Here is a 23,059-nt window from a genome sequence, read left to right on the forward strand (position 1 = left end):
CTGTTTCTGTTTGCGCCGATGCCGCGCGACCCGGCGCTCGCCAGGCTCTGCGCGGCACTGCTGGCGCACCCCGATATCGGCGCATCCGCCGAWGACTGGGCGCGGCAGCTCCACTGCAGCCCGCGCACGTTCGCGCGCCTGTTCCAGCATCAAACGGGGATGTCGTTCGGCGCATGGCGCCAGCAGGCGTGCCTGTTGGCCGCGCTGTCGCGCCTGTCGGCCGGAACGCCTGTCACGGAGGTGGCGCTCGATCTCGGCTACGACAGCCCGAGCGCGTTCTCGACGATGTTCCGCAAGGCGCTGGGCGCGCCGCCCTCGTCATTCCTGCAGGCCAGGCGCTAGCAGCGGCGAGCGCATGCCCGCCACATCCATCTCGACCCGGAGAATCTCGCCTGCGGTGGAGTCAGTCACGTAAAGCGTCTTGCGCGCCGGGCCGCCGAACGCCACGTTGGTCAACGAGTGGCCGGGGGTGCCACAAATCACCTCGACAGGTTCCGCCCGGTGATTCAGCACCCAGACGTAGGCGAGCCCCGGGTTGGCTACCAGCAAGCGTCCGGACTGGTCCATCGCGAGCCCGTCGGGTCCGCTGGGACCATAGGACGTGAAGAACTGCCCCGTCTTGGACACACTCCCGTCTGCGAGCAGCGGCATCCGCCACACACAGTTCCCCCGCGTYACGGCCACAAACAGGAAACGTTCGTCCGGAGACAGGACGATGCCATTGGGACTCGGCACGTTGGACAGCAGCAGGTCCAGCCGGCCTTCGCGGGTCAGCCGGTAGACCCGGCCGGTAGGGTCGTGCAGGCCGGTCTGGCCCTGGTCCGTGAAGTACACGTTGCCTTGCGAGTCGAGCGTCAGGTCGTTCACGCCCTTGAAGCKTTCCGTGTTGCGGCGCGCCAGATAAGGCCGGACCTCGCCCGTGCGGGTCTCCACCACCATCAGCCCGCTGCGGTAGTCCGTGACCAGCAGTTGGTCGGGAGCGATGAACTTCATGCCGTTGGGCTCGCCGTCCCACTCGGCGATCACCTCCCACCCTCCCCCGTTGTCGATCCGGAAGATGCGACCGTTGGGAATATCCGTCACGTAGACATTGCCCGCATCGTCGACGACCGGACCTTCGAGGAACGAGTCGATGGCCCGYCCCCCCTGGTTGGCRTCGGACCAWTCRGTCTGRCGACGTTTGCGATAGCGCTCCGGCAGGCTGCTGAACAGCGCTGGCTGGCGGATCGTTGGCGGGGTGAGGAGGAACATGTCGATTACCTGAAGAGGGTTGCGCAGGGTGTCCGCCCGGTCACTGCTTCTCGAAGCCGGTCGCAGTGGCGACCTTACCCCAGAACGCCGTGCGCGCCCCCATCTCCTTGCGGAAGGCCCCGGCGTCCCAATAGCCGGCATCGGCCCCGATGCTCTCGGCGTAGGTGCGCATGTCGGGCGTCGCCATCGCCGTGGCGACTTCCTTCTGCAGGCGAGCGAGGACATCCGCCGGCGTGCCCTTCGGCGCCCAAAGACCCGTGAAGTTCGTGACGCCATAGCCGCGCACSCCTGCCTCGGCGAACGTGGGCACACCGGGCARYGCCGGCAGGCGCTTGTCGCCGCTCACGGCGAGCACGCGCAGCTTGTTGCCTTGCACTTGGCCGATCACGCCCGAGATGGAGGCCATCTGGAAGTCCACGGTGCCACCCAGCAGCGCCACGGTCGCCTCGCCCGCGCCCTTGAAGGGCACATGCATGAAGTGCGCGCCGGCGGCCAGCCCKAGCGCCTCACTGGCGAAATGGGGCGTCGACCCCGGGCCACCCGAGCCATAGGAGATCTTGCTGTCCGCCCCCTTCGCGGCGGCAACCAGATCGTTCAGCGTCTTGAACTTGCTGTCCGCCTTGACCACCACGCCCATCGGCGCGAATACATAGGCGCAAACCGGCTGCAGGTCTTGGGCGTAGTCGAACGGGAGCTTCTTGAAGATATGGGGCAGCAGCGCGTAGGTCGTGTCGTTGGCCAACAGCGTGTAGCCATCCGGCGCCGATCGCGCCACCTGGACCGCGCCGATGGTGCCCGTCGCCCCGGCCTTGTTTTCGACGAAGAAGCTCTGGCCGGTCTGCTCGGTCAGGCGCTGCGCCATCTTGCGCGTGACCGCATCAACGGCGCCGCCCGGCGGATAGGGCACGACGATCTTGACGGGCTTGGCCGGCCAGGTCTCGGCGTGCACGCCCATCGAAAGGACGGCGAGCGCCGCCATTACCAGTTGCGGCAGCCATCCGGCGCCGCGTTGTTGCGTGGTCATGTGTGTCTCCAAACTGCTGTGTCTTTTTGATCGCCCCGCTCCAGGCGGGGTCGCCATGCGTGTTGCGCGGATTGGAAGCCGCCCGCTAGCCCTTCGTCARCGCCGGCTCCCGCTCGCGGTTCAGTACCCCCAGCACGTTCTTGGCCGCGGCCACGCCCATGTTGACGTAGGCCGCACCCGTCACACCGCCGATGTGCGGCGTCAGAATCACGCCCGGTTGCCCGTGGAAAATATGCGGCGCGGTCATCGGCTCGACGGCGAAGCTATCGAGCCCGGCCCCAGCCACTTGCCCCGACTGGACCGCCGCCAGCAGGGCCGGTTCGTCGATCAGCCCGCCGCGCGCGGTGTTGACGACGATCACGCCCCGCTTGCAGCGCGCGAGCACGTTGGCGTCCAGCATCTTGCGATTGTCGTCCGTCAGCGGGCAATGCAGCGAGATCACGTCGGACTCGGCCCAGATCGCCTCGAGTCCGACCGGCCGCACGTAGTCGGGCAGATTCCTGGCGAACGGGTCGAAGCCGATCACGCGCATATCCATGGCGTGGCACATCCGCGCAAAGCGCAGCCCGATGGTGCCCAGGCCAACCAGTCCCACGGTGCGCCCGCTCAGTTCGACACTCTTGTGCGTGGCCTTGTCCCAGTGGCCGCCGTGCATGCGCGCATCGAGCGGCACGATCGACTTGGCGCAGGCCAGCATCAGCGCCAGCGCATGCTCCGCCACGGCGGCGGCATTGGCACCGACCGCCGCCAGCACCTCCACGCCCCGCGCTGCGGCGGCAACCTTGTCGATGGTATCCGTGCCGCTGCCGTGCTTGGCGATCACCCGCAGTGACGGGGCGGCATCCATGACCTCGGCCGTCACGCTACCGTAGCGGACGATGATGGCAACCGGGTCTTGTTGTTTCGCGAGGGCGACCAGGTCAGCGGGTTGCGGGGTCTTGCCGGCGAAGACGATCGTGTAGTCGTGGAGGATGGCGAGGGCTTCGGGCGCCAGGTCCGCCCCCGTCACGATGATGGCGGGCCGGCTCGTCACAGCGTTTCTCCCTGCTTGAGCACGCCGGCGGTCACCAGCGAGGCCAGCAGCCACGGCGCCGTGGTATTGCCTTCCTTGATCTGTGCGATCCGCTTGGCTTCGGCCGCTTCCTTGTGTTCTGCGGCGGCGAGCAGCGACTCGATCTTGTCCCGCTCGACCACCACCACGCCATCGGCATCGCCGCAGACGTAGTCACCCGGGTACACCGTCACGCCCCCGACGCAGACCGGGTGACCGATGCGGCCGCCGACTTCCTTGGTCGGGCCGTTCGGGTTGGTACCCACGGAGAAGACGGGGAATTGCATTTCCTCCAGTTCGATGCTGTCGCGCACGGCGCCGTCGATGACCACGCCGGCCAGCCCGAGCTGGCGTGCCGCGTTCATCATGATGGTGCCCATCAGCGCGGAAGTCTGGTCGCCCTTGCCATCGATGACGAGGATGTCGCCCGGTTGGGCCAGCGCCAGCGCGGCGTGGATCATCAGGTTGTCGCCGGGGCGAACCTCGACCGTGAAGGCCGGACCAGCSAGCTTCATGCTCGGGCGCAGGGCCTTGATGCGGCCATGCAGCGCGCCACGGCGGCCCGCGACGTCGGCGAGAATCGCCGGYTGGAATTTCGCGGCCTTGGCGACAACGGCGGCCGATACGCGTTCAAACGATTGGTTGATATTGGGCAGGCTCATGGCTTGGCTCCGGTAGGCAAGGGGAAAGGGAGAGGAGGATTAGTCCAGCTTGGTGCCGGAGTCCTTGATGATCGAAGCCCAGCGGGCGATGTCCTGACGGATCTGCGTGCCSAACGCCTCGGGGGAGCCGCCAAGGACCAGCGCACCCTGGTCGTTCAGCTTCTTCGCCAGATCGGGCGACTTGAGCGCCTTGTTGAACTCGGCATTCAGCCGCGTGACGATGTCCTTCGGCGTGGCGGCCGGTGCGGCGAAACCGAACCAGGTCGAGGCCTCGAAGCCGGCGTAGCCGGACTCGGCGATGGTGGGTACCTGGGGCAGATCGTCCACGCGCTTCGCCGAGGTGACCGCCAGCGGGCGCAGCTTGCCGCTCTTGATATGGGCCAGCAGGGTCGGCACCGACGAGAGATACAGGTCGACCTGACCGCCGATCAGGTCGTTCACCGCCTGGGCGGCGCCCTTGTACGGCACGTGAATCAGCTTGATGCCGGCCGTCTTCTGCAGCAACTCGCCCGAGAGATGGGCGACGGTGCCATTGCCGGGYGAGGCGATATTGAGCGCGCCCGGCTTTGCCTTGCTGGCCTTGATGACATCGGCCAGGGTCTTGTAGGGCGAGCTGACCGGCGTCACGAGGACGAGCGGCGCGCTGGCCACGAGGCTGATCGGCGTCAGGTCCTTGACCGGGTCATAAGGCAGATGGCTGAACAGTGTGGGGTTGATGGCAAGGTTGCTGGTCTGCCCCAGCACGATGGTGTAGCCGTCGGCGGGGGCCTTCGCTGCGGCGTCCACGCCCAGGTTGCCGCCCGAGCCGGGCTTGTTGTCCACCACGAAGGTCCAGCCCGTCGACATGGCAACCTTGTTGGTCACTTCCCGCGCGATGATGTCGGTGCCCCCGCCTGCCGGGAACGGCACGATGACGCGAATCGGCTTGGAGGGATAGGCGGGTGCGGCGGCCGCCACGTGGGCAGCGCCAAGCAAAGTGACGGCAAGGGTGAACATGCAGCGGCGAATCGCGCTCATGACTGTCTCCGAATCTCGTTGTGTTGTGAGACGGATTGTTGTCGAACGTTTCACGCCATACAATGYCGTTTCGTACCACGCAACGCGTTTCGTGCCATGAACCCAAAAAGTGATGAAATCAGCCCCGCAGGTACTGAGGAGGCCGCGAGCGGCGTCATCGCGGTCACGCGGGCGCTGCGCGTGCTGGAGGCCTTCGGAGTCAACGATCCGCAGCTGTCCCTGGCGGAACTGAGCCGCAGGACGGGTATCCACAAGACCACGGTGCTGCGGCTGGCGCGCACGCTGGCGGCGGACAACTATCTGGTGCAGAAGGAAGACGGGAGCTGGCGGCTTGGGCGTGCGGCCGGCTGGCTGGGCGCGTGCTACCAGGCGACCTTCAACGTGCAGGACGTGGTGGAGCCGGTGCTGCGCGAATTGACCATCAAGACCGGGGAAAGCGCGTCGTTCTATGTTCGCGAAGGCAGACAGCGGACCTGTCTGGTGCGTGTGGAAGGTCCGCAGGCGATCCGGCACCATGTCCGGATTGGCGCGGCCCTGCCCCTCGACAGTGGATCGCCCGGCCGGGTGATCCTCGCCTTCTCAGGGGAGCCCGGCGACCTCTATGAAACGATCCGGCGCCGTGGCTTCCATTTGTCGCTTGGGGAGCGCGAAGCGGAGGTATCGAGCGTCTCGGCGCCCGTATTCGGACTGCACTGGCGGCTGCTGGGATCGATGTGTATTTCGGGACCGACGGCGCGTCTGGGGGAAGACCGGCTGCTGGAACTCGCGCAGACGGTCGTCGATGCAGCGAACAAGCTTTCGTACGCCATGGCGGGCAGCCAACGGCCGGCCATGCCCGTCGACAAGCCGGCGACGTGGCACCCGTGAYCGCCTAGAACGTCGCKGGCGAATTCACCCAGAGCACCTTCGCCACGACATCGCCGACGTTGCGGTAGCCATGCGGCACCTGGCTCGAGAACGTAAACGCATCGCCCGGGCCGATCAGGTAGATATCGTCGCCCAGCATCAGCTCCAGCTTGCCTTCCAGCACGTAGCCGACTTCCTCGCCCTGATGCTCGATCTGGCCGTCACTGGCTTCGCCGGGCCAGACGATGTGGATGTTGGCCTGCAGCAGGCCGCCGCGCTTGGGCAGCACCACGCGTTCGAGCGCCACGCCACCCACACGGATCACGGGCCGTTCGCCGTGACGGAGGATCGGCGACTKGTGCGCGTCATCCTCGCTGGTGAGCGCGCCGATATTGGTRTCGAGCGCCACSGCCAGCCGGTGGAGCGTGGTGAATGACGGCGTGGCCAGGCCACGCTCGACCTTCGAGATCAGGCTCTCGGAGCAACCGGCCTTGTTAGCCAGTTGCAATAAGGTATAGCCGGCCACCAGCCGCGCGTGGCGCAGCTTGACACCAAGCGTCAGGGTGGCCGACTTGCTGTCGACCGGCTCTTGCGGGATCGGGCTCGCGGTCTTTGCCATGCGGGCTGGTTGGTTGGTATTCAAAGGGGCCGCCACGCGCACCGGGGGTYGGTCACGGCCGGCGGCAGGCCAGTTCGGCGACAGTGTACGCCAGCGCCTGCGCGCCCAGGAACAGGTCCGTGGCATCGGTGTCCTCCGCCGCGTTGTGGCTGATCCCGTCCTTGCTCGGCACGAAGATCATCGCGGTCGGGCAATGATCGGCCACGTACATGGCATCGTGAAAGGCGCCGGACGTGAGCCGCATCGGCGGCGCTCGGCCAGCAAGCTGGCTCGCCCGCCCGCAGGCGCGCTGAATGGACGCCAGCATGGATTCGGGAAAGTACGTCGGGCCACGATGGAAGAAGCGCGTGATCGCTACGTCGGAGGCCGGGGCATGACGCGTGCAGGCCAGCCGCAGCGCGGCCTCGGCGCGATCGAGGGCGGCATCATCCAGGCAGCGCATGTCCACCGTGAATGTCACCTTGCCCGGGATGGTGTTGACCGAATTCGGCACCACCGCCCATTGGCCAAGCGTCAGGCGCAGTTCCGGCGCGCCCGGTGCCCCCGGTTCGCGTGGGGCCAGCGCGTAGAGGTCCTGCGCGATGGCGACGGCCACTGCCATCGCATCGCGCCGCACGGCCATGGGCGTGGTGCCGGCGTGTGCCATGGTGCCTGCGCACTCCACGCGGAACCATCGCACCGCCTGGATGCCCGTGACGACCCCGAGCGGCACGGCGGCAGCCTCCAGCACGGGGCCCTGCTCGATATGGAGTTCCACGCAGGCGGACATCGGTCGCGCCATCGGCACGCGCTCCACGTCAGGACTGGCGGCCAGCGCCGCGTCCAGTGCATCGCCAAACCGGACGCCGGTCTGGTCGGTGGCATCGCGATAGCCGGCCAGCCGCGCCGGCTCGACGAAGGCGCTGGAGCCCATCGCGCCGGGCCCAAAGCGGCTGCCCTCCTCGTTGGTCCACGACACCACCTCGATGGGTCGCACCGTTTCGATGCCCGCCGCGTTGAGCGCCGCGATCACTTCGAGGCCGGCCAGCACGCCATACGCCCCGTCGTACTTGCCGCCCACCGGCTGGGTATCGGCATGGCTCCCGGTCAGCACGGGAGGCAGATCCTCGCTACCAGCCCGCCGGAAGAACAGGTTTCCGCAATCGTCGATGCTGACCTGGCAGCCCAGCGCGCGCGCCTGATCGACGAGGTGGCGGCGCGACGCGAGGTCGATGGCTGTCAGCGTTTCGCGCGACACGCCGCCGTCGTCACGACCGCCGAACTGCGCCAAGGCGGTGAGCGATGCCGCCAGGCGATTGGCGTCGACATGGTCCTGTGCCCGTTCGGCGAGGGCCTGTACGGTGTTATCCACGATGGCCTCGGCGGGCTGATGCAAGCGATTCAACATGTTCTCCTGGTGTCAGGCCGCCAGAGCCAGCGCCTGAGATAAACGATGTGCCACGGCCAGTACGCGCGCATCGGCGTGGCGTGGCGCGGTCACTGTCACGCCGACAGGCATGCCGCCAGCGCCCGTTCCGGTCGGCACATGGACGCAAGGCGTACCGAGCAGCGTCCACATGCGGCAGAAAATCGGGTCGCCGGTAGCGGCKAGGCCCTCGGGCGCTTCGCCTTCTGCGCTGGGGGCCAGGACCACATCGAATCCTTCCAGCGACACTGCCAGCGACATGCGCGCCTGTTCCGCGAGCGCCAGCGCAGCGCGAAAGCGCTCGCCCGTCACCGCACSCCCCACTTCGAGCTGCCTGGCAAAGGCCGCGCTGAAATCCGCTGCCCGATCGCGCGCTTCCGGTGCGAACGCGGCGACGGCTTCGAAGGCCATGATGTCCATCTGGGCCTCGGTGAGACCATGGCAGGCGACGGGCAACTCGACATCCTGAATCGACGCGCCGAGGCCCTGCAGCGTCCGTACCGCCGTCTCCAGCGCGGCACGCGCATCGGCACCCGCGCGCTCCCAGTGCGRCGTGCGGACGATGCCGACGCGCAACGGGGTCGGTGCCTGGGCACAAGCCTCCGTAATCGAGACATCGCGTGCCAGCGTACCGATAAACAACGCGGCGTCGTCCACGCGCCGGGCCAGCACACCCACCGTATCCAGGCTGGGCGACAACGGTTTGATACCGGCCAGCGGCAACGTCGCGTGGGTGGGCTTGTAGCCAATCACGCCACAGTAGGCGGCAGGCCGAATRATCGACCCTGCGGTCTGCGTGCCGAAGGCCAGCGGCACCATGCCAGCCGCCACGGCGGCGGCAGAGCCACTCGASGAGCCACCCGGCGTGCGCGGGGCATTCACGGGCGCGCGTGGATTGCACGTGGGGCCCGGCTGGAATGTCGCGAATTCCGTGGTCACGGTCTTGCCCACCACCACCGCGCCAGCACTTCGCGCCAGTGCAACGGSGGCGGCATCCAGCACAGGTCGATGCGTCGCGTAGATCGGCGATCCGTATGTCGTCGGCAGATCCGCCGTATCCATCAGATCCTTGACGCCGAGCGGTACGCCGTGCAGCGCCGCTGACGCAGTGCCGGCATCCAGACGCCGCGCCTGCGCGATGGCCGCTTCACCGCCAACGTGCTGCCACGCATGGATGACATCGTCCTGCGCCCGGATGCGATCGAGCGCAGCCTGCACGACGGTTTCCGCGCGCAGCTCGCGACGGGCCATGCGCGCCACCAGTTCGCGCACGGGAAGATCGAGATATTGGTCCAAAGCTTCAGTCTCCAGAATCGATCCGCCAGCACTCAGCCAAAGTAGGCGGCGCGCACTTCGTCATTCTCACGCAACGCCTGCGCCGAGCCTTGCGCCACCACGCGCCCCTGCGTCAGCACATAGCCCTGGTGCGCAATCGCCAGCGTCTGGCGCGCGTTCTGCTCGACCAGCAGCACGGTCATGCCCAGCTCGTTGATCTGCTGGATGACCTTGAAGTTCTCCTTCACGTACAGCGGCGACAAGCCAAGCGACGGTTCATCGATGACCAGCAGGCGCGGCTGCGCCATCAATCCGCGCCCGATCGACACCATGGCCTGTTCGCCGCCCGACATGGTGCCGGCCAACTGTGCGGACCGCTCGCGCAGGCGCGGGAATATCTCGTAGACGCGCGCGATGCGCTCCCGCACCTTGGCCGGATCGGCCTCCAGGAAGGCGCCCAGTGCCAGGTTCTCGGCAACGGTCATGCGCGGGAATACCTTGCGCCCTTCCGGTATGCAGGAAATGCCGCGCGCGATGACGTTATGCGTCTTCTCCGCKGCGATGTCCACGCCATCCCACAGGATGCGGCCTTTGCGCGCGGGCGTCAGGCCCAGGATCGCCCGGATCAGTGTGCTCTTGCCCGCGCCGTTCGCCCCGAGGATGCAGGTGATCTTGCCGGGCGGCACTTCGATGGAGACGTCATGCAGCACGTTGACCTTGTCATAGCCCGTGCTCAGGCCCTCCACGCGCAACGTGTTATCGCTCATGCGGCTTCCTCCCCGAGATAGGCCGTCTGCACGTCGGGATCGGCGGTGATCTCGGCGTACGTGCCTTCGGCGATCTTCTTGCCGTAGTTCAGCACGACGCACCGATCGGTGATGCGCTCGATCACGTTCATTTCGTGCTCGATGAGCACGACGGACAAGTCCTGCAACTTGCTTCGCACCTGGAGGATGTCGTCCATCAGCTCATGGGTTTCGTCATGGGTCATGCCTGCCGAAGGTTCATCCAGCAGCAGCAGCCGTGGCCGGCTCATCAGGGCGCGGCAGACCTCGATCCGGCGACGGTCGATCATCGTGAACGACTCGACTGGCTCGAATAGCCGACTGACCAGCGGAGGGCTGAAGATGCCCAGCAGTTCGCGCACAGATTCCACATAGCGTTCATACTCGGCYCGGAATGCCTTGCGTCGAAACAGGTTGAACACCAGCCCGTGCTGCATGTGCTGGTAGTCGCCGATCACGATATTGTCGAAGACGGTCAGGGGCAGCGACAGGCGGGAGCGCTGGAACGTCCGCGCCACGCCGCTACGATAGATGTCCTGCGGCGTCTTGCCGATGACGTTCTCGCCGTTGTACGTGATGGTGCCCGCGCTGGCCTTGTAGAGGCCCGTGAGCACGTTGAAGAACGTGGTCTTGCCGGAGCCATTCGGCCCCAGCAGGCCCAGCACTTCCCCGCGGCGGATGTCGAGCTGGAGATTGTCCAGCGCAGTCAGGCCGCCGAATCGCATCGTGAGATTGCGTACCTCGATCATCGCGTCGCTCATTTGGCGTCCTGGGTCGGGAAGAACAGACGGATCTTGCGCGGCAATAGCCCGTCCGGACGGAACAGCAGGATGGCGATGACCAGCGCCGCGTAGAACAGGAAGCGGTACTCCTGGATGAACTGCAGCTTCTCCGGGAGCACCAGCACGATGATGGCGGCCGGGATCAGGCCGACGACATTGCCCAGACCACCCAGAATGACGATCGACAGCATCAGCAGCGAGTCGGCGAACGTGAAGTTGTTCGGTGCCACGAACGCCGTGACCATGCCGTAGACGCTGCCCGCCACGCCCGCGAAGAAGTTGCCGAGCATGAATGCGATGACTTTCCAGCGCGCGATATGGAGGCCGAAGGTCGCAGCGGCGGTTTCATCGGTACGCACCACGTCCATGGCCAGCCCCACCCACGAGCGCTCCAGTGCCTTGACCACCGCAAAGGTGCCTGCGCAGATCGCCAGGCTCAGCAGTGCGTAGCTGGCGTAGAACGACACGTCGATGCCGAACAGCGTCAAGCCTTCGTTGAACTGGAAGCCGAACAGCGTCATGCCGGGCACCTGCAGGCCCTGCGGACCGCCCAGCACATCGTTGACTTCGAGAAAGGTCTTGAACAGGATGCCGAACGCGATGGTCACCAGCGCCGCGTAGTGGCCACGCGTCCGCAACACCGGCGCGATCAGCAGCGAGCCGATGACCGCAGCCGCGATGCCGGACAGCACGATCACAAGGATCGACGGGATGGGCGTATGCGCGGCCAGCACCGCCGTGGCGTACGCGCCAATGCCGAAGAACGCCGCGCCGGCGAAGTTGGATACACCGGAGAAACCGAACTGCACCGTCAGGCCCAGGCAGGCAGTGGTATACAACAGCACCGCGCACAGCATCAGCAAGACAAAATGGCTTTCGTGGAACAGCACGATCAGCACGAGCGTGCCCACGACCGACCATAGCCGCGACAGCCCGGGCCGCCGGGCGGCAGCCTGCTCCACGGCCCGCGTGACCTTGAACTTGCCTGCGATGACCGTCGCTGCGACGGCCAGTGCCAGCARCGCGGCCACGGAGAGCTGCGATTCCGCGTGCAGGAACAGATAGAGGTAGGCCACGATGACGATGGCCGCGATGCCCAGCACCACGGCCGGGCTGCGCTGCTTGCCACCGGCGCCAACCACGGCAGGGGGCAGTGGATTCGAGACGTTGTCAGACACGTTCACTGGCTTTCTCCGCAATAAGTCCGGTCGGCTTGAAGGCCATCAGCACGATGACCACGGCGAACGCAAAGACATCCTTGTAGGCGCTCGGGATATCGGGCACCAGCGCCGGCAACGTCGCACTGCCCAGCACCTGGAGCGCCGCGAACAGGAAGCCACCGAGGATGGCGCCGTACAGGTTRCCCAGTCCACCCAGGATGGCGGCWGCGAAGCCGATCACGCCGAGGAGCAGCCCGACGTTGAAGTTGATCTCGTTGTAATAGAGGCCGTTCATCACGCCGGCCAGCGCGGCCATGGCCGAGCCCAGCGCAAACGTGACCAGCACCACCACTTCGAAGTTGATGCCCATCAGGCGCGCCGTCTCGCCGTCCTGTGCCACGGCGCGGATGGCCATGCCAAAACGCGTGCGCGTGATCAACAGATGGACGCCGATGATGATGGCGACACCTGCCGCCAGCAAGATCAGGTTATCGGCGCGAAGCGTCAACGCGCCGAGCGACAGCTCCGTGGTGGGCAGCAGCGCGGGAAACGGTTTCGGGTTCGATCCATCCGGATAGAACAGGCGCACGGCTTCGCGCAGCACCGTACCCAGCATCAAGGTGGCCAGCAGGGTGTTCAGCGGCGGCGCCTTGCGCAAGGGCAGGATCAGGAAGCGGGCGATCACGGCGCCCAGCAAGCCGGTCACGACAATCGCGCACACCACGATGGCCAGCAATTGCAGCCACGGCGARTCCACATGCAGCGCCAACACGCCGGCCGATGCGGCAAGCCCTGCGAAGGCGCCCACCATCAGCACATCGCCGTGAGAAAACTTGATGACGTCCAGCACGCCAAAGAACAGCGTGAAGCCGACCGCCACCATGGCGTAGATCATGCCGAGCATCAGCCCGTTGAAGACGTACTGTCCCAATACACTCATCGGTATCCCCAGAATGGCCTGAATAGACCGTCCAGCAGTGCCAGGCCGGGTCCGCAGACGGCGCGAGCCCGGCTCAGGCGCCACGCTTACAGTCCGGCCAGCTTCTTCTTGCCCTTGGCGTAGGCGCTGTCTTCCCAGATCACCCACTTGCCGTCCTCGACGACGTACTTGGTGATCAGCGGCACCACGTTCTGGCCGTGCTCATCGAAGGTGACCTTGCCGATAATGGTGTCGACGTCCTTCGTACCGTTCAGCACGTCGCGGACCTTCTTGCGATCCGGGCCGACCTTCTCGACGGCATCCATGATCAGGTTGGCAGCGACAAAGGCGAACGGACCATAGGCTTCAGGCGGCTCGCCGTACTTCTGCTGCGTATAGCGCTCCATGAACAACTGGCCGCCGGCCAGCTTCTCGACCGGCGCCCCTTCGATAAAGGCCAGCGAGCCTTCGGACAGGGGCTTGCCCACGCCTTCGATATAGGCATCGGACTTGATGCCTGACGTGCCTTCGAACTGGGCCTTGATGCCCAGCTTCTCCATCTGGGTGCGGATGCGGACGCCGAGCGGCGTCAGGCCCCCGAAATAGACCACGTCCGGCTTCAGTTCGCGGATCTTGGTCAGTTCGGTCGTGAAATCCTGCTGGTCGGCGGTCACGCCGAAGGTGCCGACGATGGTGCCGCCGTCCTTCTTCAGGAATTCACTGAAGTATTTGTTGTGACCCTTGCCGTAATCGGTGGTGTCGTGAATGATCGCCCACTTCTTGTAGCCCAGGCCGGTCATGAACTTGGCCGCCACTTCACTTTGGTTGATCATCGTGCCGTTGACGCGATGGATCTCCTTGAAGTTGTTGCCGTACGTGACTTCGGGGAGCACCGCGCCCCAGACGACCGCCGGCATGCCAAAGCGGTTATAGACACCCACGGTGCCCATGGCCACGGCCGAGCAGAAGTGCGTCACGCCGCCGACGATCGACTTGTCCGCGGCGATCTTGGTGGCCACCTGCACGCCCACGTTGGGCCGGCATTCGTCATCCTGGACGACCAGTTCGTAGGTGTATTTGGCCTTGGGATCGGCGTTGCGCAGGCGGATGGCCAGGTCAGCGGAATTGCGCCCGCCCAAGCCGATCGACGACACGCCACCGGTCAGCGGGCCCACAAAGGCGATCTTGACGACGTCCTTTGCCTGCGCCGGCGCGGACATCAGCACCACTCCCGTGGCAGCGGCGGCAATCGCGGCGGCGGCCGCAGTTTTCTTCTTCAGCACTCTGTTCCCCTATATAGACATGTCCAACGGGCGGCAGGCCCGGCGCCTGACCGAACGGGTGCAAGGCGCCGACCATACGCCGGAACACATCGAGGAAAGTCCTCTGCACCAAATTCAAGTCACTTGAATCCTATGCAACAGGCGTGCCATGGGGCAACGGGCAATAACCCGTAGGACTTTTGGGGGGAATGAGGGGGGATATGCCGCGCGGCGGCGCCAGGACAGGGTTAACGCGAGGACATTTCGGTGCATGACCTGCGTTTTCGGTGCATGGGCGGGGGGGGGCAGCCCGCCACACGTCAATGGATGTCCGCGGAGGCTCGCAACGCCCTTTCCAGGGTCGTCATTATCGACGCTGCGCAAGGCGTTGAAGTACTCGGGGGCGTAAAGCAGGAAGCAGGTGCTGTCTCGCTCATTCTGGTACCACCCCGGCGGCCTGGATGATCTTGCCCCACTTTGCGACTTCCGAGCGCTGAAACGCGGCGAAGGCAGCGGACGGCTTTCCCTCCGGCTCCACGCCGAGCGCGCGCAAGCGCTGTTGCACGGCCGGCGTCGCGACGACAGCCGCGATCTCGGTGGCGAGGCGATCGACAATCGGCTTCGGCGTGCCCGCTGGCGCGAAAATGCCCTGCCATGACTGCATCTCGAAGCCCTTCAGACCCWGCTCCGCCARCGGCCGCACCCCGGGCAGGCTCGGCAGCGGGTGCGCCGACGTCACGCCGATCGCGCGCACGCGCTTGCCGTCGAGCATGGGCTTGGCGGCGGCAACCGTCTCGAACACCATGTCGATCTGGCCGCCTATCAGGTCCGTCATCGCCGCTGCGCCGCCCTTGTAGGAGATCTGCTGCAGGCGCGTACCCGTAATGTTCTGGAATAACTGGCCCGACAACTGCTGCGAGCTGCCCGGTCCCGCCGTGCCGAACGTCAACGCACCAGGCTTGGCCTTCAAGGCCGCGACGATCTGGYCGACCGACTGGTATTGGCTGTCGTTCGACACCACCAGCACGTTGCTGACCGTGCCCACAAGATTCACCGCCACGAAGTCCTTGACCGGGTCATAGCCAAGCTTCTTGTAGAAGAAGGGATTGACCGCGTGCGTGGTAATGGTGCCGCCCATGATGGTGTAACCATCAGGCTCGGCACGGGCCACAAACTGCGTCCCCAGGATGCCCGATACGCCTGGCTTGTTATCGATGACGACTGGCTGTSCCAATCGCTGCGACAGGCCTTCGGCGACGATGCGGGCAGTGGCATCCGACACCCCGCCCGGCGAGAACGGCACCACATACTTGATTGGCTTGCTCGGCCAGGTATCGGCCCACACGCCCGGCGTGGCCATGACCAGCGAGAGCCCTCCCATTGCCAGGGCAACGCGCAGTGCGCAGCGATTCATGAATCTCATGTTTTGTCTCCAGTTCTTGTAGGGAGGCCCCGCCTCAATAGAGCTGCCGCCACCGACGCGCCCGCTCCCGCAAACGCTTGGCAGATGGCGGACCCAGGCCGCCCGTTGCGCCCGTCACCAGCACTACGCTGCCGCCGAAATCGACCGGCCCGCCCCGGCGTGCGCTCATGCTGCCTGGCGCGGCTTGCCGTAGCGGCGCACGCGAATGTCGTCGTGAATGGGGAATGGCGAGCCACTGACTGGCCCGGTGCCGGGCCGAACTAGTAACGCAGCGTCGGCGCCGGCATGTCGGGAGGCTGCGCCGCCTGCCGGAACGCCTGCGTGATCAGCGTGGTGGCGACCGTGGCGAAATAGCGCGCACCAAACTGGCCGTAGCGCTGCTCGTCGTCGGCGCCCAGCGCGATGATGCCCGCGCACTTGCCCTGACCATCGATGGCACGCAGCGCTTGCTCGATCGCCGCTGCCACGGCCGGCGCCTTCCAGTCGTTGCCGAAGCCCATTGCGTGCGACAGGTCGTTGGGGCCAACAAACACTGCGTCGATTCCCTCGACTGCCGCAATTTCCGCGGCGTTGGCCACGCCCTCGGGCGTCTCGATCATGGCGATCAGCGCCACGCCCTCGTTGCTGCGCGTGGTGTGCGGAGCGCCGGGAAAGGCGCCATAGCCGGCCGCGCGACTGCTGAAGGCGCTGCCGCGCCGGCCGATGGCGGGGTAACGGACGCGCTGCACGAGGTCGCGCGCCGCATCGGCGGTCTCGATCATGGGCACCTGGACGCCGCTCGCCCCCATGTCCAGTACCCGCGCCATATCGCCGGGGAAGCAGCGCACAACAGGAATGATCCCGCTGGCACGCGCCGCGCGCAGCATGTGCTCGGTCGTTTCGAAACCGGCCGCGCCATGCTCGTTGTCGATGATGACGAAGGTGAAGCCCGCGTAGGCGCACATCTCCACGATGGCCGGGCTGGGCAAGGCGGTGAAGATGCCGCGGAGGGGCTCGCCGCTGCGCAGCAGCGCCGGGAGGCGGTCGTCGAGGGGGTGTTGGATGGTCATGTCTCGCGCAGTTGTTCTGGTCTCGCCCCCTTGATGGGGACTGGGTGAAGACATTCTGCGTACTCGCGAGTTATATTTCCAATATTACTTCTGTATCTGACTTATACAAATCCTGTATATGTACACGCCCCTCGAACTCCGCGTATTGACCTCGTTTCTCGTGCTGGCTGACGAGCTCAATTTCACGCGCGCGGCGCGGCGGCTGAATATGACCCAGCCGCCCCTCAGCCTGCAGATCAAGCAGTTGGAGGCGCAGATCGGCGCCCAGCTGTTCGAGCGCAACAAGCGCAGCGTGCGACTGACGCCGGCAGGCCAGGTCCTGCGGGCGGAGGCGGAAAAGCTGTTCGACATCGAGCACCGCGCGCGGCAAATGGTGACCCAGGTGGATCGCGGGGAGAACGTCGGACACCTCGGCATCGGCCTGACCGCGATCTCCGCCATCGAACTGGTGCCGGACATCCTGCGGCAATTCTCGGCGCATGTGCCCGGCGTCCTGTACTCGCTGCGCGAGACCAGCTCCGAAGCGATGATCCAGTCCCTTCTGGGAAACGAACTCGATGTGGCGATCCTGCGGCCGCCTGTCACCGATTCCCGTCTGCAGGCGCGCCGCCTGATGTCGGAGCCTTATGTCCTGGCCGCCCCCGSGAACCATCCGCTGGCCGGAAAATCCAGCGTCAATGCGCGTGACCTCGATGGCCAAAGCCTTGCCACGCTCGAACGGCGTCACGGCCAGTATGCGCACGACCTGATGATGACCTGGCTGGCGGAGCACAACGTCGTACCGTCGTGCATGCACGACGGGGCGCGTCACCACGCCATGATGGCGATGGTGGCAGCCGGCGTGGCGGTGTCCCTGGTGCCCGCCTCGGCCGCCGCGCAGCCGGTCAAGGGCGTGGTGTATCGACGGATCGCCAATCGGGACGTACCAACCCTTGAACTGTGGATCGCCTTCCACAAGGAAATCGGCAATCCGCTGACCTTGCCGTTCGTCGAACAGGCGGTGGAGATCGCAGCCGGTTACACGGTTGACCAGCGGTGCTTCTCCGGTCAGACATGAGCCGGCATCCCTTCTGTGCCGGACAGTCATGGGGTCGCGCCGCTGCCTTACCAGCGATAACGCACGCCAAGCTTGGCGCCAATCGCATTGCTGTCGCCAAAGTCCTGCAGGCTGGTGCGCGCCAGCAGTTCGCCATAGACCGTGTAGCGATCGTCGTCCCAGTTCAGCGAGGCACCGATGCCCAGGCCAGCCCACAGCGCCTGCTCCTTGCTGACGACGCTGAGGTCGGCGACGCGCGCCGACGTGCCGTGCAGGAAGTCGTAGTACAGGTTGGTGATGCCGTAGACGTGCGAGCGGCTCGTCTTGCCGTTGCCGGCGGTCCACTTGGCCTCGTGATCGAGCGACACGCCCAGGCGCGAGACCAGGCTGTTGCCGTTATCGCGCGACACATTGGTGCCGTACTGGTCCGTGAACGCGTCGAAGCGCACCTGCGACCAGGCGAGCTGCGCCTGCGGCGTGATCGACCAGTTGCCSCCCAGCGCGAGCTGGTGGCCGGCTTCCACGCTGGTGGCTACACCGCTGCCCCGGTTGCCGTTGGCCAGCTTGGTCGACAGCGTCGACGAGCGGATATCGGTGTCGTACCAGGTCACGGYCGCGCGGGCATCGACATACGATCCATTGTTGCCATACCACGTCGCCGTGCCGCCAAAGCCGTAGCCGGTGGCATCGATCGCGCCGTTGCCGAACATCGACGAGACGTTGGAATTGGCGACGCCATAGTGGAAGGTCGGCCCCACCACCAGCGTGCCGGCCTGATTCTCGATGACCGGCGCATCCACGCCACCCTCGAACTTCCACATGCGGACGTTGTAGCTGGCGCTGGTCGTGCTGGTGGACGGATCGATATGGGTGTTCGAACCTTCGACGCGCGCCCACGCCCCACGGCCAATGACCGGCTTGCCCGCATCCTGCTCGGCCTGCACGGCGGCGTTGGGCGACCACGAACGATTGCCCACGCGCTGCTGGAGCGTGCCCAGCTCGTTGAAGCGTTGCAGCACGCTGGAATAGGCTTCGTACAGCGGCACGGTCGGGGCCAGCAGCGGCGTGGCGGCGGCTGACGCCGAGGCGCCGACAGCAGGCGTTTCGGCCAGCGTGGACCGCAGGTACCAGTCACCGTCGGTCGGCGTCGACACGCCGTTCTTGACCAGCCGGTACGCGTACGGGCCGGCCACCACTGCCTGCTGGCCCTGGAATGTGTAGTCGCCAGCGAGCGTGAAGGTGGCATTCGACGCGCCCTGCACGTCGATGACCTTGATCCCCTCGACCGTGGCCGCGCCCCCTCCGCCGATGTTGACCGCCCGGATCTGGCTGCTGCCCGAGGTATCGCCGGTCACCACAAGCCGCCCGGTGGCCGATGCGTCGCCGCCAAACACCGTGTTCACGCGGACCGTGCCGCCGTTGCCGATGTAGTTGCCGGCGATGGTCAGCACGCCCGAGCCGCCGCCCGGCGTCACCGTACCGCTGTTCGTGACATTGCCGAAGATCGTGCCGGTGCCGGACAGCGTACCGGCCGTGGCTACCGTCACCSGGCTGGTGATCGAGCCGTCGATGGCCAGCGTGCCGAGGTTGACGGCGGTGCCGCCCGTGTAGGTGTTGGCGCCGGTCAGCACGGTGGTGCCGCTGCCGTTCTGCGCGAGGCTACCCGCGCCCGACACGATGCCGCCATAGGTGTGGGCATCGGAACGATTGAACGCCAGCGTGGCGCCGCTGTTGACGACCACATTGCCGGCCAGGCTGCCGCTGGTGCCGCCATTGCCGATCTGCAGCGTGCCCTGRTCCACGGTCCACGGCGCGGTGACCGTGCCGGCACCGATCAGCGCCCACGTGCTGGCGCCGGTCTTCACGAAGTTGTCGAAGTAACGGTACTGCGCGGTGTCGCCGATGGTCGAGACATCGAACACGCTGTCGGTGGCGCCGCCGAGGCGGAAGGTGTCATTGGCCACCGTGGCGTTCGCGACGACGTTGCCGACGATGTTGGAGCCGGCCTGCAGTTCGAGCACAGCCCGGCCCGTGCCGCCCGAGGCATATTCGATGGCATTCGCGTAACCGGTACCGGCGCGGATGGTGCCCGCGTTGACGACCGTCAGCGTTCCGGCGGAGCCAGATACGGCGATAGCCCCCGCGCCAGCCCCCCCTTCGATCAGCCCCGAGTTAGTGACGGTAGGCGTACCCGCCTGGACGCGTATGCCGACGCCACCGGCCCCGCCACCACTCAGGTCGGCGCCCCCGCGAATMGTGCCCGCGTTGACCACGCCGCCCGTGACGGTCGCAGTCAGGTTCACGGCGGTGCCGGCCTGGCCACCCGAGGCATCGCCCCCCGTGATGGTGCCAGTGGCCGAGTTGACCAATCTGGCATTGGTCGAGAGCGATACGCCTCCCGTACCGTTGGCAGAATTCGTTCCGCTGCCGCCTTTGATCGAACCGTTGTTGACGACGGTTGTGTTGGGCAGCACCGAGACGGCGACCCCGCTCTCGCTGCCCGCCACCGTCGTGTTGCCGCCGGTCACGGTGCCGTTGACGATCGCCTGGCCGCCTCCGCTGATCAACATGGCCGTGCCGCCCGCCGTGTCCGGGGCAACCGTATAGGTGCCGTTCAACGTCAGCGGTCCCGTCGCGGATGTCACATAGTTCCCCAGCGCGCCGGTCTTCGTCAGCACGAAACCGTTCGTATCGAGCGTGATTGGTTTGGTAGGCGAGCCGATTGACCAGACGCCACCGGGCATGGTCACGTCAGCGCTCAGGCGGATGGTGGCAGTGGCATCGCCGTCCGCATTGGCGGCCGTAATGGCCGACTGCAGCTCGGCGAGACTGGAGGCAACATATTCGCCGGCCGACGCGCCCGTCGGAAACAGCAGCGCAACAGCCAGGGTGATACAGGACGCTTGCGGCGCGCGCACGCCCGCCCGTCGGATTCCACGACAAAAATTGGACTTCATTGACACCCCGTTCAAATGTATTGTTATTGGCACAAAGTGATGCGGGGCGATCTTAAATCACGACGCAAAATGTATGTAAGCGCTACAGATAACGTCCTGTCGCGACAGCGCGACGCCTGTCTGTTGGACGGTGGCAAGGTATTGCCACCGCCGTCCTGATGGTTTAGAGGACACGCTCTAAACGTCATTCTGTTAGTCGGAATGCACGCCGTGCGGCCGAGGAAAGGCCGCACGGCGTGCTCATCTGCAGGACCCTCCGTCAATCCGAACCGTCACATTTCGATCAACACCCTGTCACGAGCGCTCTCCAGAATCACGGGCTTTTCGTGGGTCAACAGGGAAGTAGAAATGCAAAGCAAGACACCGGGCAAGCCATCCGCAATCGATACCGTCAAGCTCGAGGGCATTCCAGACCGCCAGCGCCGCCTGCTGCTCAGGGCGGGCCTTGGCATGTCGTTCGGCACCTCGGCCCTGCTGGCCGCGTGCGGCGGCGGCGACGATGCCGCGCCCGGCACGCCGGCCACGACGCCCGGCACCACGCCGGGTGGCTCCACGCCGGGTGGCTCCACGCCGTCCGGCAAGGTCTCGAGCTTCGCGCTCGCCGTGCTGCCCGATACGCAGTTCTATTCGCGCTACGCCACCACTGACGAGAACCTGCAGTTCCAGCGCAAGTACGGCACCACGCCGTTCCTGGCGCAGACCAAGTGGATCACGCAGAACGCCGCCGACCTGCGCATCCCGTTCACGATCCACCTCGGCGATGTGGTGGATCAGCAGGGCAAGCCGCTGCAATGGCAGATCGCCGACGAGGCCATGGAAGTCATGGAAGCGGCCCGCGCGCCGTACTCGATCCTGGCCGGCAACCACGACGTGATCTCGGACGTGGACTACGTCAACGCCGGCAGCCAGGCGTCGAACACCGACGCGCAGCGCAACCTGGCCAACGAACCGTACCTGAAGACCTTCCCGACCACCCGCGCGCAGCGCCAGGCCACCTTCGGCGGTCGCGATCCGTCGGGCTTCCACGAGTACCACTTCTTCGACGTGGACGGCAACCGCTTCATGGTGCTGTCGATGTCCTGGCGCGCCTCCGACGCCGCCATCACCTGGGCGCGCAACGTGCTCAAGCGCTACCCGAAGGTGCCGGTCATCCTCTCGACCCACCAGTTGCTCAATATCGGCCCGGATGGCGTCAGCCCGCTGGAAGTCCCGTACGGCCTGATGCTGTGGGACAAGCTGATCAAGGACAACGACCAGATCTTCATGACGCTGAACGGCCACTACCATGGCGCTGCGCACCTCACGAAGACCAACGACTTCGGCAACCCCGTCGAGGAAATGGTGGTCGACTACCAGATGGCGTACATGGGCGGCAACGGCTTGATGCGCCTGTACGAATTCGACCTGACCAATAACAAGATCAAGGTCATCTCGTTCTCGCCGTGGGTGCCGCAGAAGCCCACCGAGACGCTGAACGAGTTCGACGTAGCGGTGCTGACCGACAAGAACCAGCAGTTCGAGATCGACTTCGATTTCCGCAAGCGCTTTGCGCGCTTCAACGCCGACTTCGCCATCCCGGCGGCCGGCAACGATCCGATCAACGACCGCGCCAAGGCCGCGATCCTGGCCAACTACACCGAGCCGAGCCTGACCGACAAGAAGGCCGCCGCCGACACCAACGACTACCCGCTGGTGGCTTCCACCGTGGCGCACTGGCGCTTCTTCGGCGGCACCGACGGCGCCGCCGTGCCGGTCGGCCAGGTGATCGACGACCTGACCGGTGCCAATCCGCTCTCGCGTGAAGCGCTGGCCAAYGGCGGCGCGGCCCAACTGGGCGACCTGACGTGGTCGAACGATCACCACTTCCTGTCGGCTGCCCCGGGCAGCGTGAAGTTCGCCAATTCACTGAACAGTCCCCAGCGCATGAGCTACTTCGCCACGCAGACCACGGCGGCCCTGAATGCGTTGACGTTCGACAACGGCTACACCGTCGAGGCATTCATCAAGGTGCCGGCGTCATGGACGGCCGGCAACAACGCGTGGATGAACATCATGGAGCGCGAGGGCCGACGCAGCACGGTCGCCGGCTTTGGCAGCGGCGACGGCGACGAAAGCCCGCTGATCTTCGCCATCTCCAGCCTGCGCGAAGTGCAGTGGGAAGTCACGCCGAGCACGGCCGGCACCAAGAACCCGGCCGCAAACTGGTCTGGCGAGATCATCGCCGAGAAGTGGGTCCACGTCGCCGTGGTCAACGACCCGGCGAAGAACGAGACGGTGATGTACGTGGAAGGCGCCCCGGTGCTGCGCAACGCGTCGAACACGCGCGGCATCGCCGCCGTCAATGCTGCCAGCCGCTTCTTYGTGGGCGGCGGTGTCTACGGCAACGTCCCGTCGAATGGCTTCCTCGGCCAGATCGGCGAAGTGCGCCTCTGCACGGAACCGCTGGCGTCGGACAAGTGGCTGACGGCACGCCGCGCCTGACCTGAGGCGTTGAGGCGCTAGCTAAAAAAGGCCCGTGCCGCCATGCGATGTTGCA

General features: G+C 66.0%; 20 protein-coding genes. 4 read left to right on the forward strand and 16 right to left on the reverse strand.

Going from position 1 to position 23,059, the window contains the following annotated elements; translation table 11 throughout:
* The coding region (locus AB4Z27_RS26525) for a helix-turn-helix domain-containing protein (RefSeq protein ID WP_441645662.1) at positions 1-342 on the forward strand (342 nt) is incomplete at its 5' end.
* Here AB4Z27_RS26525 and AB4Z27_RS26530 read toward each other — a convergent pair.
* The 5 genes from AB4Z27_RS26530 to AB4Z27_RS26550 form a co-directional block, all read right to left on the reverse strand.
* Positions 319-1,251 carry an SMP-30/gluconolactonase/LRE family protein gene (locus AB4Z27_RS26530; protein ID WP_441645663.1) on the reverse strand — a complete coding sequence of 311 codons (933 nt, stop codon included), beginning with the start codon at positions 1,249-1,251 and terminating at the stop codon, positions 319-321. The two genes, AB4Z27_RS26525 and AB4Z27_RS26530, sit on opposite strands and share 24 nt — an antisense overlap.
* A gap of 40 nt (positions 1,252-1,291) precedes the next feature.
* Positions 1,292-2,275 carry a Bug family tripartite tricarboxylate transporter substrate binding protein gene (locus tag AB4Z27_RS26535; protein WP_255370841.1) on the reverse strand — a complete coding sequence of 328 codons (984 nt, stop codon included), beginning with the start codon at positions 2,273-2,275 and terminating at the stop codon, positions 1,292-1,294.
* An 85-nt stretch (positions 2,276-2,360) separates the two neighbouring features.
* Positions 2,361-3,308 (reverse strand): NAD(P)-dependent oxidoreductase, encoded by a 948-nt coding sequence (locus AB4Z27_RS26540; RefSeq protein WP_441645664.1) that lies wholly within the window; start codon positions 3,306-3,308, stop codon positions 2,361-2,363.
* On the reverse strand, positions 3,305-3,988 hold the full coding sequence (locus tag AB4Z27_RS26545) for an RraA family protein (protein ID WP_092295320.1): 684 nt from the start codon (positions 3,986-3,988) through the stop codon (positions 3,305-3,307). The genes AB4Z27_RS26540 and AB4Z27_RS26545 overlap by 4 nt, the downstream gene beginning before the upstream one ends.
* Before the next feature lie 39 nt (positions 3,989-4,027).
* Positions 4,028-5,005: a Bug family tripartite tricarboxylate transporter substrate binding protein gene (locus AB4Z27_RS26550; protein WP_441645665.1), complete on the reverse strand. Its 978-nt coding sequence runs from the start codon at positions 5,003-5,005 to the stop codon at positions 4,028-4,030.
* Positions 5,006-5,101: 96 nt separating this feature from the next.
* On the opposite strand from AB4Z27_RS26550, the gene AB4Z27_RS26555 reads away from it, so the two are divergent.
* On the forward strand, positions 5,102-5,872 hold the full coding sequence (locus tag AB4Z27_RS26555; protein ID WP_092295326.1) for an IclR family transcriptional regulator: 771 nt from the start codon (positions 5,102-5,104) through the stop codon (positions 5,870-5,872).
* A gap of 4 nt (positions 5,873-5,876) precedes the next feature.
* Here the strand turns inward: AB4Z27_RS26555 and AB4Z27_RS26560 are convergent, their stop codons facing one another.
* The 10 genes from AB4Z27_RS26560 to AB4Z27_RS26605 all read right to left on the reverse strand — a co-directional run bounded on the left by AB4Z27_RS26560 (position 5,877) and on the right by AB4Z27_RS26605 (position 16,530).
* Positions 5,877-6,470 carry a helix-turn-helix domain-containing protein gene (locus tag AB4Z27_RS26560; RefSeq protein ID WP_441645666.1) on the reverse strand — a complete coding sequence of 198 codons (594 nt, stop codon included), beginning with the start codon at positions 6,468-6,470 and terminating at the stop codon, positions 5,877-5,879.
* A 52-nt stretch (positions 6,471-6,522) separates the two neighbouring features.
* Positions 6,523-7,857 (reverse strand): M20 family metallo-hydrolase, encoded by a 1,335-nt coding sequence (locus AB4Z27_RS26565; RefSeq protein WP_441592452.1) that lies wholly within the window; start codon positions 7,855-7,857, stop codon positions 6,523-6,525.
* A gap of 12 nt (positions 7,858-7,869) precedes the next feature.
* Positions 7,870-9,171, reverse strand: coding sequence for an amidase (locus AB4Z27_RS26570; protein WP_441645667.1), 1,302 nt, complete (start codon positions 9,169-9,171; stop codon positions 7,870-7,872).
* Between the two features lie 32 nt (positions 9,172-9,203).
* Positions 9,204-9,917 carry an ABC transporter ATP-binding protein gene (locus AB4Z27_RS26575; RefSeq protein WP_092295338.1) on the reverse strand — a complete coding sequence of 238 codons (714 nt, stop codon included), beginning with the start codon at positions 9,915-9,917 and terminating at the stop codon, positions 9,204-9,206.
* Entirely contained in the window at positions 9,914-10,696 is a 783-nt protein-coding gene (locus AB4Z27_RS26580; RefSeq protein WP_092295341.1) for an ABC transporter ATP-binding protein, read from the reverse strand. The genes AB4Z27_RS26575 and AB4Z27_RS26580 overlap by 4 nt, the downstream gene beginning before the upstream one ends.
* Positions 10,693-11,901, reverse strand: a complete 1,209-nt coding sequence (locus AB4Z27_RS26585) for a branched-chain amino acid ABC transporter permease (protein WP_177219933.1) — start codon at positions 11,899-11,901, stop codon at positions 10,693-10,695. The genes AB4Z27_RS26580 and AB4Z27_RS26585 overlap by 4 nt, the downstream gene beginning before the upstream one ends.
* Entirely contained in the window at positions 11,888-12,817 is a 930-nt protein-coding gene (locus AB4Z27_RS26590) for a branched-chain amino acid ABC transporter permease (protein ID WP_092295344.1), read from the reverse strand. Before AB4Z27_RS26590 ends, AB4Z27_RS26585 begins: the two co-directional genes overlap by 14 nt.
* 86 nt (positions 12,818-12,903) lie before the next feature.
* The gene (locus tag AB4Z27_RS26595) at positions 12,904-14,079 is read right to left on the reverse strand and encodes a branched-chain amino acid ABC transporter substrate-binding protein (protein ID WP_441592449.1); all 1,176 of its coding nucleotides are present in this window, start codon (positions 14,077-14,079) and stop codon (positions 12,904-12,906) included.
* A gap of 412 nt (positions 14,080-14,491) precedes the next feature.
* Positions 14,492-15,472 carry a Bug family tripartite tricarboxylate transporter substrate binding protein gene (locus AB4Z27_RS26600; RefSeq protein ID WP_441645668.1) on the reverse strand — a complete coding sequence of 327 codons (981 nt, stop codon included), beginning with the start codon at positions 15,470-15,472 and terminating at the stop codon, positions 14,492-14,494.
* A gap of 269 nt (positions 15,473-15,741) precedes the next feature.
* Complete coding sequence (locus AB4Z27_RS26605; RefSeq protein WP_441645669.1) at positions 15,742-16,530, reverse strand: HpcH/HpaI aldolase family protein; 789 nt, start codon at positions 16,528-16,530, stop codon at positions 15,742-15,744.
* 118 nt (positions 16,531-16,648) lie between these two features.
* Here AB4Z27_RS26605 and AB4Z27_RS26610 point away from each other — a divergent pair, with 118 nt between their 5' ends.
* Entirely contained in the window at positions 16,649-17,587 is a 939-nt protein-coding gene (locus tag AB4Z27_RS26610) for a LysR family transcriptional regulator (RefSeq protein ID WP_441645670.1), read from the forward strand.
* A 47-nt stretch (positions 17,588-17,634) separates the two neighbouring features.
* On the opposite strand, the gene AB4Z27_RS26615 is transcribed toward AB4Z27_RS26610, so the two are convergent.
* Positions 17,635-20,484 (reverse strand): autotransporter family protein, encoded by a 2,850-nt coding sequence (locus AB4Z27_RS26615; RefSeq protein ID WP_441645671.1) that lies wholly within the window; start codon positions 20,482-20,484, stop codon positions 17,635-17,637.
* Positions 20,485-20,871: 387 nt separating this feature from the next.
* Here AB4Z27_RS26615 and AB4Z27_RS26620 point away from each other — a divergent pair, with 387 nt between their 5' ends.
* Positions 20,872-23,004 carry a LamG-like jellyroll fold domain-containing protein gene (locus AB4Z27_RS26620; RefSeq protein WP_441645672.1) on the forward strand — a complete coding sequence of 711 codons (2,133 nt, stop codon included), beginning with the start codon at positions 20,872-20,874 and terminating at the stop codon, positions 23,002-23,004.
* The last annotated feature ends 55 nt before the right edge of the window (positions 23,005-23,059 follow it).

Source organism: Cupriavidus sp. KB_39 (assembly GCF_052114485.1).
GTDB lineage: Bacteria > Pseudomonadota > Gammaproteobacteria > Burkholderiales > Burkholderiaceae > Cupriavidus.